The sequence below is a fragment of the Streptomyces sp. NPDC004327 genome (assembly GCF_042873935.1).
In the GTDB taxonomy this organism is placed as follows: Bacteria; Actinomycetota; Actinomycetes; order Streptomycetales; family Streptomycetaceae; genus Streptomyces.
On record NZ_JBIAME010000011.1, the window covers coordinates 39,077 to 56,359 of the forward strand.

Consider the following 17,283-nt stretch of genomic DNA (forward strand, 5'->3'; position numbering starts at 1 on the left):
GTGACCAGTCCCAGCACCCCCGCCTCCTCGGTGGCCCGGACCGACACGGCCCGCGCCACCGAGGGCGGCGCGCCCCGCACCCGTACCGCCGCCGCCCTGCCCTACCTCCGCCACGCGGCGGCGAAGGTCGCCGGCGCGGCCGTCTCGCTGCTCGCCGTCCTGGTCACCAGCTTCTTCCTGTTCCGGATCATCCCGGGCGACCCGGTGAAGACGATGACCCACGGCATGCCCACCACGGCCGAGCAACTGGCCACGCTGCGCCACCAGTTCGGGCTCGACCTGCCACTGCGGCAGCAGTTCGCCGACTACTGCCGCAAGGCGCTGAGCGGCGACCTCGGCACCTCCTTCCAGTTCCACGCGCCGGTCGGCGACCTCATCGCGCTGAAGCTGCCGGCGACGCTGCTGCTCACCGGCACGGCCGTGGTGCTCTACTCGGCGCTCGGCCTGTGGCTGGGCACCCGCTCCGCGTGGCGGCACGGCAGCCTCGGCGACCGGGTGAGCACGGGCGTGGCCCTGACGCTGTGGTCCGTGCCGTCGTTCTGGCTCGGGCTGCTGCTGATCATCGTGTTCTCGGTCGGCATGGGGCCGGTCCCGGGACTCTTCCCGACCGGCGGCATGGAGTCCGGCACCGGCGAGACCGGTTTCGGCTACGTGCTGGACGTCGCCCACCACATGGTGCTGCCGGTGCTCACGCTGGTCGCGGTCGGATACGCGCAGACGCTGCTCGTCATGCGGTCCTCGCTGCTCGACGAGATGGGCGGCGACTATCTGACGACGGCCCGGGCGAAGGGCCTGCGCGACGACGCGGTGCGGCGCCGGCACGCCGTACCGAACGCGCTGCTGCCGACCGTCACCATGGTCTTCATCAACCTCGGCCATGTGGTGGCCGGTTCGATCCTGGTGGAGACGGTGTTCTCCTGGCCGGGCCTCGGCGGGCTGTTCTACCAGGCGCTGAGCGTGCCCGACCTGCCGCTCGTGCAGGGCCTGTTCGTGGTCTTCGCCGGCGCGATGATCGTGATGAACCTGCTCGCCGACCTCCTCTATCCGCTGCTCGACCCCCGGGTGGGCCGATGACCTCTCTGACCTGGCAACGCCGCCGCGGCTCCGTCGTCCGCTTCTGGAAGCGCTACCGCGCCCACCGGGCCGGGCTCTGGGGCCTGGCCGGGCTCGCCGTCATCGGTCTGATCGCGCTGGCGGCGCCGCTGCTCGTCGGCGCCGACGTGCAGTCGGTGACGCACGCGCCCGGCACCGCGCTCGAGTCGCCGAGCGCCGAGTTCCCGCTGGGCACCGACCAGTTCGGGCGCTCGCTGCTCGGGCTGCTCGTCTGGGGCGCGCGGATCTCGCTGCTCGTCGGGCTGCTGGCCGCGACGCTGTCGGTGGCCATCGGCACGCTCGTCGGGATCCTCGCCGGACACTACGGCGGCTGGTTCGCCACCGTCGTCATGCGGATCACCGACTGGTTCCTGGTGATGCCGACGCTGGTCCTGGCGATCGTGCTCGCGACCGTGATGTCCCGCTCGATGTGGACGGTGATCCTGGCGATCGGGGTGACCAGCTGGCCGACGACCGCCCGGCTGGTGCGGGCGCAGACGATCGCGGTCGAGTCCCGCCCGTACATCGAGCGGGCCACGGCGCTGGGCGGCGGGCACGGGCACGTCATGACCCGGCACGTGCTGCCGAACGTGATGCCGCTGGTGCTCGCGCAGACCACGCTCGGCATCTCGACGGCCATCCTCACCGAGGCGACCCTCGCCTTCCTGGGGCTCGGCGACCCGACCGTCGTGTCCTGGGGCGGGATGCTCCAGGACGCGCGCGAGGCGGGCGCGGTGTCGTCGGGGCACTGGTGGTACCTGGCCCCGCCCGGAATCGCCATCGCGCTCGTGGCGCTGGCGTTCACCCTGTGCGGGCGGGCCGTCGAGTCCGTCCTCAACCCGAAGCTGGGAGTGGGACGTTGAGCGCGGACAACCTCCTGGAGGTGCGGAACCTGAGCGTGACGTACGGGTCGGGGGCGGGCGCCGTCCCGGCCGTGCGGGGCGTCGACCTCACCCTGCCCGCCGGGCAGAAGCTCGGCGTGGCGGGCGAGTCGGGCTGCGGCAAGTCGACGACGGCGCTCGCGCTGCTCCGGCTGCTGCCCGCCTCGGCCCGGCTCACCGGACGGATCCTGCTGGACGGCGAGGACGTCCTCGCCATGAAGTGGGGCCGGCTGCGGGCGGTGCGCTGGGCGGGGGCGTCGATCGTCTTCCAGGGCGCGATGCACTCGCTCAACGCCGTGCGCCGGATCGGCGACCAGATCGCCGAGCCGCTGCTCGTGCACTCGATGGCCACCCCGGCGGCGGCCCGCCGGCGGGCCGGCGAACTCCTGGAGCAGGTGGGGCTGCCGGCCGCGCGGGCGGCGGCGCATCCGCACGAGCTGTCCGGCGGGCAGCGGCAGCGCGTGATGATCGCGATGGCGCTCGCCTGCGATCCGCGGCTCATCGTCGCGGACGAGCCGACGACCGCGCTCGACGTGATGATCCAGGCGCAGATCCTGCGGCTCATCGAGCAGCTGGTGGCCCGGCAGGGCATCGGCCTGCTGATGATCAGCCACGATCTCGCGGTGCTCGCCGACACCTGCGACCGGCTCGCCGTGATGTACGCGGGGCGGGTCGTCGAGGAGGGCCCGGCGAAGGCGGTGTACGAGTCGGCCGCGCACCCCTACGGGCGGGCGCTGTCCGCGGCGTTCCCGCGCATCGGCGACCCGGCGTCCCGGCGGGCCCCGCGCGGGCTGCCGGGCGACCCGCCGGACCCGGCGGACCTGCCGGGCGGCTGCGCCTTCCATCCGCGCTGCCCGGTGGCCGAGACGCGGTGCGCGACGGAGGACCAGGAGCTGCGGGACGCGGGCGCGGGGCGCCGGGCGGCCTGCGTGCACGTCGGACACGCACGAGACGCGGGAAACGCGCGAGACGCGCGAGACGCGGGACACGGAGGGAGCAGGGCATGAGCGCCGGGGAGCGGTTGTTGTCGGCCGAGGGGCTGCGGGTGGAGTTCCCCGGGCGGCGGGGCGCGCCGGTCGCGCGGGCGGTGGACGGGGTGGACCTGGACATCGGCGCGGGCGAGATCGTGGCGCTCGTCGGCGAGTCCGGCTGCGGCAAGACGACGCTGGCCCGCTCGCTGCTCGGCCTGGTGCGCCCCGGCACGGGCACCGTGCGGTTCGCGGGCGCGCCCCTGGCGTACACGGGCAAGGCGCTCAGGGCGTACCGGAAGCGGGCCCAGCTGGTGCTCCAGGACCCGAGCGGTTCGCTGAACCCGCGCCACACGGTGTACGACGCGGTGGCGGAGGGGCTGCGGATCCACGGGTACGCGGGCGACGAGCGGACGGCGGTCGCGCAGGCCCTCGCACGGGCCGGGCTGCGGCCACCGGAGCGGTTCTTCCTGCGCTATCCGCACGAGCTGTCCGGCGGGCAGCGGCAGCGCGTGGTGATCGCGGGCGCGCTGGTCCTGGAGCCCGAGCTGATCGTCGCGGACGAGCCGGTGGCCTCGCTCGACGCCTCGGTGCGCGGCGAGATCCTGGCGCTGCTGCTGCGGCTGCGCGACGAACTCGGGCTCTCGGCGCTCGTCGTGACGCACGACCTGGGGCTCGCGTGGAACATCGCGGACCGGGTGGCGGTCATGTACCTGGGCCGGATCGTGGAGACCGGCCCGGTGGAGTCCGTACTGACGGCACCCCGGCATCCGTACACCCAGGCGCTGTTGTCGGTGCTTCCGGAGTCCGGCGGCGAACCGGTGGTGCTGACCGGCGAGCCCCCGGACCCGGCGCGGATCCCGTCCGGCTGCCGCTTCCACGCCCGCTGCCAGGTCCTCGCCTCGGGCACCGCGGCCGCGGTCGCGGACCGCTGCCGCACGGAGGACCCGCCGGTGCTCGGCGGTGGCGGCGAGCGGGCGGCGGCCTGTCACTGGGCGCGGCGAACGGCGGCACGGGGCTGAGCCCCGTACCGCCGCCGGGTGGGTGAGGCCGGTCAGCCGACGAACGGCCTGACGACGGGCTGGTGGGCCGGCTTGCCCGCGGACTGCTGGGCGGGCTGCTGGGCGGGCTGGTGGGCCGGCTTGCCCGCGGACTGCTGGGCGGGCTTGCCCGCCGGCTGGGCGGCAGGCTGCTCCGGAGCGGCCGGGGCGACTCCCGGCACGGCCGGGTTCGCGGGCTTGGCCGGTTCGGCGGGCGTCGCCGGGTCGGCGGGCTTGGCCGGGTTCGCGGGCGTCGCCGTGCCCGTGCCGGGGCTCTGCGGCTTGCCGGCCGGCTTCTGGACGACGGAGCCCTTCGCCAGCACCTCGCACGACGAGATGTTCGTACGGGTGGAGACGGACTGCACCGCGCAGGTGTCGGTGCCGACGCCGGCGTCCACCGTGCCCCAGTGCTCGCCGACGGTCAGGAGCGCTCCGTCGTGTCCGCTGATGGTGTCGTCGCCGGGGCCGGCCTGGATGAGTCCGCCGGACTCCGGGCCGAGGGCCTCGACCTCGATCTTGTCGTTCTCGCTGCCGCCGATGACGCGGCCCTGGAAGTCGACGATGCCGGTGATGATGTGGTCGACGCCGTCGTTGCCGTCGACGAGTCCGCCGCCGCGGCTGAACTCGCCCGGCGCGCCCTCGACCGAGCCCGTGGTGATCGTGTCGTCGCCGTCGTCGCCGCGCACGGTCGCACCGTGCTCGGCGCCGCGGCCGTGCACGGTGGCCACCTTGATGACGTCGTTGCCCTTGTTGCCGCGGACCATGCTGAAGCTGTCCTGCGGCACGAGGTGCTTGGTGCGGATGACGTCGTCGCCCTCGCCGCCCTGCACGAGGGAATCGATGACCAGGCCCTTGACCTCGATGTAGTCGTTGCCCGCGAGGCCCGAGACGGTGACGTTCACCAGGTCGCTGTCGCAGAGGATGTTGTCGTCGCCCGAGGTGCCCATGACCTGGTCTCCGGGTGGCGCGGCGACGCCGTTGACCCAGCACTGGTGCATCGGCACCCGTGCCGCCGCGTGGGCGGGCGTGCCCGCGAGCGACGCCGCGGCGATCAGGACGGCGAGCGCTGCCGGGCCGCGCGCGGTGCGGCGGAGGGAGGGGGGCGTGACGGACATGCGGAACTCCTCTGCGAGGGAGTGCTGGATCCTGGTGGGGGGTTGGCTCGTGGGGGTCCGCGTACGCGTACGGGTGCGAGAGCACGTACGCGTACGGGCGTAGGGGGAAGTGCGGAACCGGGGCGGAGCCGGGGACGGGGGCTCAGGCCGCGCCGGTACGGACCGGGGCGGCGTGCCGGGGCGTGTAGCCGACGATCCGGCGGGCGCGCAGCTCGCCGGCGGGCTCCGTGTCGCCGTTGGTCCAGCGGCCCAGGCACATCTCGGCGGTGATGCCGGGACCGAAGCCGGCGATCATGCCGCGGGCGCCCTCCGGCAGGCCGCCCTCCTCGAAGAGCCGGCGCACGGCGTCGAGGACGACGGCGCTGGCGATGTTGCCGTACTCCGTGAGGGTCGCCCGGCTGAACCGGAAGGACTCGGGCGGGACTTCGAGGAAGTGGCTGAGGTCGTCGAGGATGCGCGGGCCGCCCGCGTGGATGATGTAGAAGTCGAGGTCGCCGGCGTCCCAGCCGTGCTCGCCGGCGAGTTCGCGCAGCGCGGGCGCGAGCGGCTCCATGGTGCCGGGCACGCGCTTGTCGAGCAGGAAGTGGAAGCCGGTGGCGCGCACGCTGTAGGCGATCCAGTCCTCGGTGTCGGGCACCAGATGGGAGTTGTTGCGCTCCAGCGCGATGCCGGTGCCGCCGCGGCCGCGGACGACGGCGGAGGCGACGGCGTCGCCGAACAGGCCGTTGGAGAGCAGCGAGCCGACGCCGAGGTCGGTGGGCTGGTAGCAGAGCGAGCAGAACTCGCAGGCGACGATGAGGACGTTGGCGTCCGGGTAGGCCGTGCAGAAGTCGTGGGCCCGGTTGACGGCCGCGCCGCCGGCCGCGCAGCCGAGCTGGGCGATGGGCACCTGACGGGTGTGGCTGGGGAAGCCCATGGAGTTGATCAGCCAGGCGGTGAGCGAGGGCATCATGAAGCCCGTGCAGGACACGTAGATGATCATGTCGATGTCGGCGGGGCGCAGCTCCGCGTTGGCCAGGGCCTCACTGACCACGGCGGGGACCCGGGCCTTGGCCTCGGCCTCGTAGAGCGCGTTGCGCTCCTCGAATCCGGGGTGCCTCAAGGTCTCCTCGATGGGCTGCACGATGTGCCGACGGGTGACCCCGGTGTTCCCGATCAGCCTCAGCGCGAGGGCCAGTTGGGGGTGGTCGGCATGGCGTGAGCGGGCGAGGTCGAGGGTCTCCTCCATCGTGATCACATGCTCGGGGACGGACACCGCGGGCTTGCACAGAGTCACCACGACACGCGCTCCTTCGTCTCGTTTCGCCGTGAACTGGGCCCCACACTCACCCCGCCGTCGCGAGCCCGCAACCGGCGGGCGCGACCGGGTGACCGCGGACCGTCACGAGGGCACGGGGTCGGGATTCGCCCGTACGGGGGGCTGTCGCCGCTCGGCGTGTCGGGGGGCCGGGCGGCCGGGAACACCGTCCCCATGACCTCCGAACCCACGGCCGCCGCGCGGCCCGTGCGCACCTGGGCGGTCGAGGATCTGCCGGCCCTCGACTTCGACCCGCTGCTGACCGAACTGCTCCACGACGAGCCCGTCGCCCGGATCCGGCTGCCGTTCGGCGCGGACCACGAGGCCTGGCTGGTCACCCGGTACGAGGACGTCCGGGTGGTGACGTCGGATCCCCGGTTCAGCCGGACGGCCCTGCTCGACCATCCGGTCACCGGCATGACCGGCCACATGGTGGCCTCCAAGGCGGCCCTGAACTACGCCGATCCGCCGTACCACACGCAGCTGCGCAAGGCGGTGACGAAAGCTTTCACCGGGCAGTCGACCAAACGGCTGCGCCCGCTGGCCCAGGCCACCACGGACCGGCTCCTCGACGCGATGGAGGCGGCCGGACGCCCGGCCGACCTGATGAGGCACCTGCACGGGCCGCTGCCGCTGTCCGTGGTGTGCGATCTGCTCGGCATCCCCGAGGAGGACCGCGCGGAGCTGGCCTCCTGGCCGGACTTCATCCTCTCCTCCGGCCCCGGCCCGGAGAGCAGCCGGGCCGCGAAGGCCCAGATCCACGGCTACATCACCCGGCTGCTCGAACAGCGCCGGGCGGAACCCTCCGACGACCTGGGCGGGGTGCTCGCCGAGTCGCTCGCCGCGGGGCACATCGACGCCGACGAGGCCGTGTCGCTGGCCATGGCGATCCTGATCAGCGGCGCGCACGCGGTCCGCAACAACAGCGCCAACATGGTGTTCCTGCTGCTCGGCCGGCCGGACCTGACGGACCGGCTGCGCGCCGAGCCGGAGCTGCTGCCGCAGGCCGTGGACGAGCTGCTGCGCTGGATCCCGCACCGCAACGGGGTGGGGCTGCCGCGGATCGCCCTGGAGGACGTGGCGGTCGGCGGCGTGGTGATCCGGGCCGGCGAGGCGGTGTACGCGTCGTACCTGGCCGCCAACCGCGACCCGGAGGTCTTCGACGACCCGCACGCCGTCGACTTCGACCGTACGGGCGTCGGCCACCTCTCCTTCGGGCACGGGCCGCACCACTGCATGGGCGCGATGCTGACCCGGATGGAGTCCGAGGTGATGCTGTCGACGCTGCTCGCCCGCTATCCGGAGCTGCGGCTCGCCGGCCGGCCCGAGGACGTGCCGTTCCAGTCCAAGGGCCTGATCCGGGGACCGCGCGAGCTGTACGTGACCTGGTGAGCGTGAGGCCGGTGAGCGTTACGCGGGGGGCGCCTCGTCGTACGCGGCGGTCAGCTCCCGGCACTTCTTGACGTCGTCGGCCATCGCCACGAGCAGGTCGTCGAGGGTGTCGAACTTGAGCATGCCGCGCACATAGGCGAGGAAGTCGACGGTGACGTGGAGGCCGTACAGGTCCAGGCCCTCGCGGTCGATCGCGTACGCCTCCACGGTCCGCTCCGTGCCGTCGAACTGCGGGTTGGTGCCCACCGAGATCGCGGCGGGCATCCGCTCGCCGGCGGCGGTCAGCCAGCCCGCGTAGACGCCGTCGGCGGGGATCGCGGTGTGCGGCAGGGTCTCGACGTTGGCCGTCGGGAAGCCCAGCTCGCGGCCGCGCTGGGCGCCGCGCACGACGATGCCCTCGACGCGGTGCGGGCGGCCCAGGATCTCGGCCGCGCCCGCCATGTCGCCCTCGGCGACCAGCCGGCGGGTGAGGGTGGAGGAGAACGGCTCGCCGCCGCCGGCGGCGCCGGTCACCCGCAGGTCGATGACCTCGACGTCGTAGTCGTAGGTGGCGCCGAGCTCGGCGAGGTACGCCACGTTGCCCGCCGCGCGGTGGCCGAAGCGGAAGTTGGGGCCCTCGATCACGCGCTTGGCGTGCAGCTTGTCGACGAGGACCTTCACGATGAAGTCCGCCGGCGACAGCTGGGAGAACTCGGCCGTGAACGGCAGCACCAGGACCGCGTCCACGCCGAGCTCGGCCATCAGCTCGGCGCGCCGGTGGTGCGGGGCGAGCAGCGGCGGGTGGCTGCCGGGGCGGACGACCTCGGAGGGGTGCGGGTCGAAGGTGACGACGACGGAGGGAACGCCCAGCTCACGGGCGCGCTCGACGGCCCGTCCGATGATCAGCTGGTGTCCGCGGTGCACCCCGTCGTAGGAGCCGATGGTGACGACGCTGCGCCCCCAGTCCTGGGGGATGTCCTCCAAGCCACGCCAGCGCTGCACTGTGACCGCTCCTCGTCCGCCTGTACCCGTGTCCACCTGTACGCCCGCGCCTTTCGGCGCTGGTCTAAGACTGCCATGAGCATGCGGCTTCGTCGGCATCGGCATGGTGTTGGCCATGTCTCTCAGCTCCCCGCGCAGGAAGCGCGAGGCGCCGGTTCCGGGGGCGGCGAGCACGGGGGCGAGGGCGGCGCGGGGCGCGGGCAGGCGCAGCAGACCGGCGACGAGCGGGTGCAGGACGCAGCGCACCTGGGGCCCCTCCTCCAGGCGCCGGTCGACGAAGGCGGCGACGAGCGGGGCGCCTTCGGGGCGCGCCTCGGCGTATTCGGCGACCAGGGCGGCGGCGCGGCGGGCGAGACGCGGGGTGTCGACCGCGGCGAGGAGCCGCAGCACGGCGGCGGGTTCGTCGCCGAGGAGGCGCCTGCGCAGCGCGTCGAGGACGGGATCGGGGTGGGTCGGCAGCGCCTCGGCGAGCGCGGCCACGGGCACGCCCGGGTCGAGCGCCGCGCGCGGCAGGAACCGCCCCCGGCACTCCGGGTCGCGGACGAGCAGGCCGAGCGCGGCGCCGTGCAGCTCGCGGTCGCCGGGCCGGGCGAGCAGCGCGAGGGCCGCGTAGCGCAGGGTGCTCCGGTCGGCGCCGGCGGTGGCGTACGGGGCGACCAGCTCGCCGTACGCCGCGGCCGCCGCCCGCCGCTCCGGCCGCCCGTCGTCGTGCGCCCAGCGGTCCACGGCCCGGCACAGCGCCGCCGGTTCGTCCTCGGCGAGCGCCCTGAGCAGCCCCTCGGCGAGCGGATGCGCGGTCGCCACGAGCGCCTCGCACAGGTCGTCGACGGCCTGCGCGCGGTGGGTGTGCAGCAGCGCCTGCGCGGCCGCCCCGACGCTGGCCCCGGGCGCCCCGGCCAGCGCCCGCTCGTCGCCGAACCAGCGGCACAGCAGCGGCTGCACCCCGCGCGGGTCGGCCACCAGGCGCTCCGCGACCAGGTCGAGGAAGCGGCCCTCGGGCACGGGGTCGGCCCCGACGAGCCGCCGCAGGAGATCGAGCCGCTCGTCCTCGGCGACGCCAAGGCCCCGCCAGAACCCGACGCCGAGGCCGGGCAGCGCGCCGACCGCCCCGATGTGGTCGGCGAGCCGCCGCAGCACCGGCAGATACGCGCGCACGTCCGCGCGTCCCTCCAGGAACCCGGTGAGCAGCCGCGAGGCCCACCACGCACCCTCACCGGCGGCGCCGCCGGCGGCGGCGGGCGGCTGCCCGTGAGCGACCGCACTGCCACGGCCCCCAGGCGGCTGCCCGTGAGCGACCGCACTGCCACGGCCCCCGGGCGGCTGCCCGTGCGCGGCGGCTCGGGCGGGCGTCCGTGGGCCACCGGCCGGGCCACCGGCGGGGCCGCCAGCCGGCCCGGCGGCCTCCCCTGCCCCGCCGGCGGAGGCCGCGAGCGCGTCCGCCAGCCACTCCAGGCGGGGCGCCAGGCCCTCCGGGCCCCGGTCGCGGTGCAGCTGGGCGAGTGCCTGGAGGACGGGGCCGATGCGGTGACGGGGGACGGGGAGCGAGGCCGGGGGGTGGACGAGGGTGGGGAGGGCGCGGTCGAGGTCGAGGTGGGCGGCCTGGAGCCAGTCGGCGAACTCCTCGTGGGCGAAGCGGTATCCGGGGCCTGCCGGTACTAGCAGGGCCTCGGTGAGGACGGCCGGGGCCCAGCCGGTGGTCCAGGGGAACAGCTCCTCGAAGGACCCCCGGTCGAGTTCGCCCTGGCCGGGGCCGAGGGAGCGGCGGGCGGCCTCGTGGACCTGGCCGCAGACGCGGGCGGCGAGCCGGCGGACGGCGGTGCCGCGCAGGACCGGGCGGCGGGCCGCGGCGATCCGCACGGCGACGCGCAGGCACATCAGGTCGAGATGGGCGGCGAAGATCTCGTCCCTGCCGGGCCGGCCGGGCAGGTCGCCGAGCGCGGCCGCCCGCAGCTCGCCGAGCAGCCGCAGCGCGAGCGGGTGCCGGGCGTCCGCCTCGGCGATCCCGTCGTCGGGAACGCCGTGCCGCCGCCGCGCCGCGGCCGCCTCCGCCTCGCCCAGGTCACCGAGGACGACGGTCGCGGGCCCGGTCCCGTACAGCCCGCCCGCCTGCTCCCAGTGCTCGGGCCTGCAGGCGACGACCATGCGTGCGCCGTGGCCGGCGAGCCACTCCTCGGTCGCCGCGGCCCAGGGCGCCAGGCGGTGCGCGAGCACCGGCGGCATCTCCTCGGGCGCGTCGAGCAGCACGAGCAGCGGCCCGAGCGCGGCGGCCTGCTCGGGCGTGACCCCGCCCGGGTCCCCGCGCGTCCCGGACGCGGCGGCGATCCGTCCCGCCCGCCGCAGCGCCCGACCCGCTGCATCGGCCACCGAACGGTCCTCGGCCCGCAGGTCGGCCCCGCGCAGCCAGAGAGTGGGCGCGGGCGCGGGACCGTGGGCGCGGCGGGCGGCGAGGCCCGCGAGGGCGGTGCTGCGGCCGGTGCCGGGGGCTCCGACGACGGCGGTGACGAGGGCCGTGGCCGGGTCGCGGGGGTGGTCGGCGGGCAGGGCCGCGGCCAGGTCGCGGGGGTGGTCGACGGGCAGGGCCGCGGCGGGGAGGGCGCCGGGCGGGGTGGGTGTGGTGGTCCAGCCCTTGTTCAGGGCCTGCTCCAGCTCTTCCAGCCGCCCGTCCGGGTGGTCCTCCGCCGGCGCGAGCGTCGTCGTGGTCAGTTCGAGGACGGCCGCCAGGTTCAGGTCCCGGCCGTGGCAGGGGACGCCGGCCGCGTTGCGCCGCAGCAGGGCGGCCAGGGGGCCGTGCGGGGGGATCGGCAGGGCGTGGCCGGCGGCGCGGTGGTCGCCGTGGCGGGCGGTGCCGAGGACGGCGAGGACGGCGCCGGTGGCGGGGTCGAGGACGGGGCCGCCGGCGGCCGGGCCGCCGGCGCGGAGGGCTTCGGCGCCCTCGGTGCCGATGGCGAGTTCGAACGCGGGTCCGGCGGTCGCGCCGAGCACCCGGGCCTCGCGCCAGCCGTGGGCGCAGATCCGTACGTACGCGCCGGGCTCCAGGGCCGGGGTGCGCCGGGCGAGCGGCAGCGGGCGGCAGGCGAGGCCCTGGCTGCGGACGAGGGCGAGGCCGGTGCCGGGCAGCGGGGTGATGTCACCGGGGCCGGTCCGCCAGGTGCGGCCGTCGGGGGCGCGCAGGAGCAGCGTCTCGTGTCCTTCGACGACCTCGTGGCCGGTGAGGAGGGTGCCGTGGAGGTCGGCGGGGAATCCGGTGCCGACCGGCCGCCCGGTCGGATCCTCGATCCGTACCAGTGCCGCACGATCCCCGCTCCCCATGATCCGACGGTAGGTCGGCGGTGATCGTCCAGTGAAGCGCGCCGGCCGAACGCGCCCCCTCTCACTCCCCCGTTCGCTTCGAGCGCCTACACGTGAGGGTGAAAAAACCCGAAGGGGCGGACGCGCTCACGCGCATCCGCCCCTTCGACGACACGGAAGAACTCAGCCGAAGACGGCCAGGCTCTTCGCCTTCCCCCGCTGGTCCTCGACCAGCGCGAGCAGCGTCCCTTCCGGCCCGAAGACCGCCACCGGCCCCTTCGGGTACTCCGGCATCTCCAGGCGGACGCCGTTGAGCAGCAGCCGGGCCCGCTTGGCGTCGACGTCCCAGCGCGGGAACGCCGCCTCGGCGGCCTCGGCGACCGGCATGACCGTCAGGTCCTCCTGGAGCTGGTCCAGGGTCCGGGCGCTGTCCAGCTTGTACGGGCCGACCCGGGTGCGGCGCAGCGCGGTCAGATGGCCGCCCACGCCGAGCCCGGCGCCCAGGTCACGGGCGAGCGCCCGGATGTACGTGCCGGAGGAGCAGACGACGGAGACCACGAGGTCGACGACGGGCGTGCCGTCCTCGGCCGTGGCCTCGCGCACGTCGTACACGCGGAAGGAGGAGACGGTGACCGGCCGGGCCGGGATCTCGAACTCCTCGCCGCCGCGCACGCGCGCGTACGAGCGCTTGCCGTCGATCTTGATCGCGGAGACCTTCGACGGCACCTGCATGATCTCGCCGGTGAGCTCGGCCACGCCCGCGTCGATCTGCTCGCGGGTGACCTTCGACGCGTCGACCGACGCCGTGATCTCGCCCTCGGCGTCGTCCGTGATGGTGGTCTGGCCCAGGCGGATCGTGCCCAGGTACTCCTTCTCGGTCAGCGCGAGGTGACCGAGCAGCTTGGTCGCCCGCTCCACGCCGAGGACGAGAACGCCCGTGGCCATGGGGTCGAGCGTGCCGGCGTGGCCGACGCGGCGGGTCCTGGCGATCCCGCGCATCTTGGCCACGACGTCGTGCGAAGTGAAGCCCGACGGCTTGTCGACGATGACAAGGCCGTCGGGCGTCTTTCCTACGGTGCTCATTCGGCGGCTTCGTCCTCGCCCGGCTTCTTGTACGGGTCGGCCTCGCCGGCGAAGCGGGCGCCCGAGGACGCCTCGCGCACCGCGGCGTCCGAGGCGCGCGCCCGGTCGAGGAGGTCCTCGATGTTCTTGGCGGTCTCCGGGAGTGCGTCCGCCACGAAGGTCAGCGTCGGGGTGAACTTGGTGCCCGCGGCCCTGCCCACGGCCGAGCGCAGGATGCCCTTGGCGCTCTCCAGGCCGGCGGCGGCGCTCGCGCGCTCCTCCTCGTCGCCGTAGACCGTGTAGAAGACCGTGGCCTCCCGCAGGTCACCGGTGACGCGGGTGTCCGTGATGGTCACGTGCGTACCCAGGCGCGGGTCCTTGATGCCGCGCTGCAGCTTCTCGGCGACCACCTCCCGGATGAGGTCCGCCAGCTTCTTCGCCCGCGCGTTGTCGGCCACTGGTCCGTCTCCTTCTTTGCCTTGCTCATTCAGTCTTCATCAGTGTGGAGCCTGCGTCGCACCGAGAGCAGCTCCACCTCGGGCCGGGCCGCGACCAGCCGCTCACAGCGGTCCAGCACGTCCGACACGAACCCCGCGTCCCCGGACACCAGCGCGACCCCGACCTGGGCCCTGCGATGGAGGTCCTGGTCGCCCGTCTCGGCCGCGCTCACGGCGAACTTGCGCTGGAGCTCGGCGACGATGGGCCGGACGACGGAGCGTTTCTCCTTCAACGAATGAACGTCGCCGAGGAGCAGATCGAAGGACAGAGTCCCCACGTACATGCGGTGCCGGATGTCCCGCCGGTTCGGGTTCGACGTCCCACCGGACCGACGCCCGGCGGGGGAACATCAAAACCGTACACGCAACGGCCGGGGCCGATCGACGGAATACTTTCCGCCGACCGGCCCCGACCTGAGTGTCGCGACTCAGCCTCGCGTGTTACGCGCGCGGCTTCTCGCGCATCTCGTACGTCGCGATGACGTCGTCGATCTTGATGTCGTTGAAGTTTCCGAGGTTGATACCACCCTCGAAGCCCTCGCGGATCTCGGTGACGTCGTCCTTGAAGCGGCGCAGGCCCTCGATGTTGAGGTTCTCCGCGATGACCTTGCCGTCGCGGATGAGGCGCGCCTTGGTGTTGCGCTTGACCTCGCCCGAGCGGATGAGGACACCGGCGATGTTGCCCAGCTTGGACGAGCGGAAGACCTCGCGGATCTCCGCCGTACCGAGCTCGACCTCTTCGTACTCCGGCTTGAGGAGGCCCTTGAGCGCCGCCTCGATCTCCTCGATCGCCTGGTAGATGACCGAGTAGTACCGGACGTCGACGCCCTCGCGCTCCGCCATCTGCGCGGCACGGCCGGCCGCACGGACGTTGTAGCCGATGACGATGGCGTCGGAGCCCATGGCCAGGTCGATGTCGGACTCGGTGACCGCACCCACACCACGGTGCAGGACGCGGATGTCGACCTCTTCGCCGACGTCGAGCTGGAGCAGCGAGGACTCGAGAGCCTCGACCGCACCGGACGCGTCGCCCTTGATGATGAGGTTGAGTTCCTGCACCTGACCGGCCTTGAGCACCTTGTCGAGGTCCTCGAGGGACACCCGGCGGACGCGCTTGGCGAAGGCGGCGTTGCGCTCACGCGCGGCGCGCTTCTCGGCGATCTGGCGGGCGGTGCGGTCCTCGTCGACAACCAGGAAGTTGTCGCCGGCACCCGGGACGTTGGTGAGACCCAGGACCAGGACCGGAGTCGACGGAGTCGCCTCCTCGACGTTGTTGCCCTTGTCGTCGAGCATCGCGCGGACACGGCCGTAGGCGTCGCCGACGACCATCGTGTCGCCGATGCGCAGCGTGCCTCGCTGGACGAGGACGGTCGAGACCGCACCGCGGCCGCGGTCGAGGTGGGACTCGATCGCGATGCCCTGCGCGTCCTGGTTCGGGTTGGCCCGCAGGTCGAGCGAGGCGTCGGCGGTGAGGACGACGGCCTCCAGCAGGGAGTCGATGTGCAGACCCTGCTTGGCGGAGATGTCGACGAACATCGTGTCGCCGCCGTACTCCTCGGCCACCAGACCGAACTCGGTCAGCTGACCGCGGACCTTGACCGGGTCGGCACCCTCGACGTCGATCTTGTTGACCGCGACGACGATCGGGACGCCGGCGGCCTTGGCGTGGTTGAGCGCCTCGATCGTCTGCGGCATGACGCCGTCGTTGGCCGCGACCACGAGGATCGCGATGTCGGTCGACTTGGCACCACGGGCACGCATGGCGGTGAACGCCTCGTGACCCGGGGTGTCGATGAAGGTGATGCGACGCTCTTCGTCGTTGACCTGGGTCGCGACCTGGTAGGCACCGATGTGCTGGGTGATGCCACCGGCCTCGCCCGCGACCACGTTGGTCTTGCGGATCGCGTCGAGGAGCCGGGTCTTACCGTGGTCGACGTGACCCATGACGGTCACGACCGGCGGACGGGAGACCAGGGCCTCTTCGCCGCCCTCGTTCTCGCCGAACTCCAGGTCGAAGGACTCGAGCAGCTCACGGTCCTCCTCCTCGGGGGAGACGATCTGAACCTGGTAGTTCATCTCGTCGCCGAGGAGCTGCAGCGTCTCGTCGGAGACGGACTGCGTGGCCGTGACCATCTCGCCGAGGTTCATCATGACCGCGACGAGCGACGCCGGGTTGGCGCCGATCTTCTCCGCGAAGTCGGTGAGGGACGCACCGCGCGACAGGCGAATGGTGTCGCCGTTGCCGCGAGGCAGCATCACGCCGCCCACGGACGGGGCCTGCATGGCCTCGTACTCCTGGCGCCTCTGACGCTTCGACTTGCGACCGCGACGCGCGGGACCGCCGGGACGACCGAAGGCGCCCTGCGTGCCACCACGGCCACCCGGACCGCCGGGACGGCCACCGAAGCCGCCGGGACGACCGCCGAAGCCGCCGCCACCGCCGCCGGGACCACCCGGACGACCGCCGCCGCCACCACCGGGACCACCGGGACGGCCGGCGAAGCCGCCGCCGCCACCGCCGGGACCGGCCGGACGACCGGCGAAGCCGGGACGACCGCCGCCGCCGCCGGGACCGCCCGGACGACCGCCGGGGCCACCGGGGCCACGACCGCCGGGGCCGGGACGCGGGCCGGCAGCGGGACGCTGCGGCATCATGCCCGGGTTCGGACGGTTACCGCCGGGCGCGCCGGGGCCACCCGGACGCGGAGCCTGCGGACGGGGCATGCCACCGGGGGTCGGACGCGGAGCGCCGCCCTGCGGACGCGGGGCGCCGGGAACGCTGCCCGGACCCTGCGGACGCGGGGCACCGGGGGCACCGGGGCCGCCGGGACGCGGAGCGCCACCCTGCGGGCGGGGCGACTGCGGGCGCGCCATGCCGGTGGAGCCACCGGACGTGAAGGGGTTGTTGCCCGGACGGGGACCGGCCGGACGGGCACCCGGGCGCGGGGCCTGCTGGCCGGGGCGCGGGGCCTGCTGACCCGGACGCGGCGCCTGCTGGCCCGGACGGGACGAGGCCGGACGCGGACCGGGGGTCGCACCACCGGAGGGACGCTGACCGGCGGCCGGGGCCGACGGAGGCGCGGTGAACTCCGGGGTGGTCGGGGCCGGAGCGGCCGGCGCCGGCTTGGGCGCGGGCTTCGGACCCGGACGGGGACCCGACGCGGCCGGAGCCGGGGCGGGGGTGCTGCTCGCGGGCGCGGCCGGGGTGACCGGCGCCGCGGGCGCGGCGGGGGCCGGCTTGGGGGCCGGGGCGCCGGGCTTGGGGGCAGCGGGACGTGCCGCGGCGGCCGGAGCCGGTGCCGCGGGCTTGGGGGCGGGCGCCGCCTTGCGGGGCGCGCCGGGCTTGGCAGCGGTCTTGCCGGCGGAACCGCCGGGACCCTGCAAAGCATCAGTCAACTTGCGCACGACCGGCGCCTCGATCGTCGAGGACGCCGAACGGACGAATTCACCGAGTTCCTGGAGCTTGGCCATGACGACCTTGCTCTCCACACCGAACTCCTTGGCGAGTTCGTATACCCGGACCTTAGCCACTTCGCTCCTTTTAGGTCCGGTTACCGCCGGACCGTTGCTACTTCATGGGCGTACTCATCGCGTACTCATCGAGTGCTCATCGCAATCTCGACCTACTTCCAACTCGCGAGGTACCTGACCGCACGGGGTTCCGTGCCGT

General features: G+C 74.2%; 11 protein-coding genes and 1 pseudogene. 5 read left to right on the plus strand and 7 right to left on the minus strand.

Annotated features, from left to right (window positions below):
* The 4 genes from ACFYU9_RS31920 to ACFYU9_RS31935 are packed head-to-tail and all read left to right on the plus strand — an operon-like array spanning window position 1 to window position 3,963.
* On the plus strand, window positions 1–1,074 hold the full coding sequence (locus ACFYU9_RS31920; RefSeq protein ID WP_389347104.1) for an ABC transporter permease: 1,074 nt from the start codon (window positions 1–3) through the stop codon (window positions 1,072–1,074).
* Window positions 1,071–1,955, plus strand: a complete 885-nt coding sequence (locus ACFYU9_RS31925; protein WP_389347106.1) for an ABC transporter permease — start codon at window positions 1,071–1,073, stop codon at window positions 1,953–1,955. Before ACFYU9_RS31920 ends, ACFYU9_RS31925 begins: the two co-directional genes overlap by 4 nt.
* Window positions 1,952–2,980 carry an ABC transporter ATP-binding protein gene (locus ACFYU9_RS31930; protein ID WP_389347108.1) on the plus strand — a complete coding sequence of 343 codons (1,029 nt, stop codon included), beginning with the start codon at window positions 1,952–1,954 and terminating at the stop codon, window positions 2,978–2,980. Before ACFYU9_RS31925 ends, ACFYU9_RS31930 begins: the two co-directional genes overlap by 4 nt.
* The gene (locus ACFYU9_RS31935) at window positions 2,977–3,963 is read left to right on the plus strand and encodes an ABC transporter ATP-binding protein (RefSeq protein ID WP_389347110.1); all 987 of its coding nucleotides are present in this window, start codon (window positions 2,977–2,979) and stop codon (window positions 3,961–3,963) included. The genes ACFYU9_RS31930 and ACFYU9_RS31935 overlap by 4 nt, the downstream gene beginning before the upstream one ends.
* Before the next feature lie 32 nt (window positions 3,964–3,995).
* On the opposite strand, the gene ACFYU9_RS31940 is transcribed toward ACFYU9_RS31935, so the two are convergent.
* Together ACFYU9_RS31940 and ACFYU9_RS31945 are read right to left on the minus strand one after the other, a co-directional pair.
* Window positions 3,996–5,096: a hypothetical protein gene (locus ACFYU9_RS31940; RefSeq protein ID WP_389347112.1), complete on the minus strand. Its 1,101-nt coding sequence runs from the start codon at window positions 5,094–5,096 to the stop codon at window positions 3,996–3,998.
* 142 nt (window positions 5,097–5,238) lie between these two features.
* A pseudogene (locus tag ACFYU9_RS31945) lies at window positions 5,239–6,390 on the minus strand (type III polyketide synthase); the annotation flags it as partial.
* Between the two features lie 177 nt (window positions 6,391–6,567).
* On the opposite strand from ACFYU9_RS31945, the gene ACFYU9_RS31950 reads away from it, so the two are divergent.
* Entirely contained in the window at window positions 6,568–7,785 is a 1,218-nt protein-coding gene (locus ACFYU9_RS31950) for a cytochrome P450 (RefSeq protein ID WP_389209105.1), read from the plus strand.
* Window positions 7,786–7,803: 18 nt separating this feature from the next.
* On the opposite strand, the gene ACFYU9_RS31955 is transcribed toward ACFYU9_RS31950, so the two are convergent.
* From ACFYU9_RS31955 to infB, 5 genes are all read right to left on the minus strand, one after another.
* The gene (locus ACFYU9_RS31955; RefSeq protein ID WP_389209242.1) at window positions 7,804–8,766 is read right to left on the minus strand and encodes a bifunctional riboflavin kinase/FAD synthetase; all 963 of its coding nucleotides are present in this window, start codon (window positions 8,764–8,766) and stop codon (window positions 7,804–7,806) included.
* A gap of 3,471 nt (window positions 8,767–12,237) precedes the next feature.
* On the minus strand, window positions 12,238–13,137 hold the full coding sequence (truB, locus tag ACFYU9_RS31960) for a tRNA pseudouridine(55) synthase TruB (RefSeq protein ID WP_389209103.1): 900 nt from the start codon (window positions 13,135–13,137) through the stop codon (window positions 12,238–12,240).
* Complete coding sequence (gene rbfA, locus ACFYU9_RS31965; RefSeq protein ID WP_389209102.1) at window positions 13,134–13,574, minus strand: 30S ribosome-binding factor RbfA; 441 nt, start codon at window positions 13,572–13,574, stop codon at window positions 13,134–13,136. Before rbfA ends, truB begins: the two co-directional genes overlap by 4 nt.
* A 29-nt stretch (window positions 13,575–13,603) precedes the next feature.
* A complete protein-coding gene (locus ACFYU9_RS31970) occupies window positions 13,604–13,897 on the minus strand; it encodes a DUF503 domain-containing protein (RefSeq protein WP_389347114.1) in 294 nt (97 codons plus the stop codon).
* A 157-nt stretch (window positions 13,898–14,054) separates the two neighbouring features.
* A complete protein-coding gene (gene infB / locus ACFYU9_RS31975) occupies window positions 14,055–17,144 on the minus strand; it encodes a translation initiation factor IF-2 (RefSeq protein WP_389209098.1) in 3,090 nt (1,029 codons plus the stop codon).
* Window positions 17,145–17,283 lie beyond the last annotated feature (139 nt).

Coding starts and splice junctions, on each gene's coding strand:
- ACFYU9_RS31925 (WP_389347106.1), top strand. CDS start 1,071: ATGACCTCTCTGACCTGGCAACGCCGCCGCGGCTCCGTCGTCCGCTTC.
- ACFYU9_RS31935 (WP_389347110.1), top strand. CDS start 2,977: ATGAGCGCCGGGGAGCGGTTGTTGTCGGCCGAGGGGCTGCGGGTGGAG.
- ACFYU9_RS31940 (WP_389347112.1), bottom strand. CDS start 5,096: ATGTCCGTCACGCCCCCCTCCCTCCGCCGCACCGCGCGCGGCCCGGCA.
- ACFYU9_RS31950 (WP_389209105.1), top strand. CDS start 6,568: ATGACCTCCGAACCCACGGCCGCCGCGCGGCCCGTGCGCACCTGGGCG.
- truB (WP_389209103.1), bottom strand. CDS start 13,137: ATGAGCACCGTAGGAAAGACGCCCGACGGCCTTGTCATCGTCGACAAG.
- ACFYU9_RS31970 (WP_389347114.1), bottom strand. CDS start 13,897: ATGTACGTGGGGACTCTGTCCTTCGATCTGCTCCTCGGCGACGTTCAT.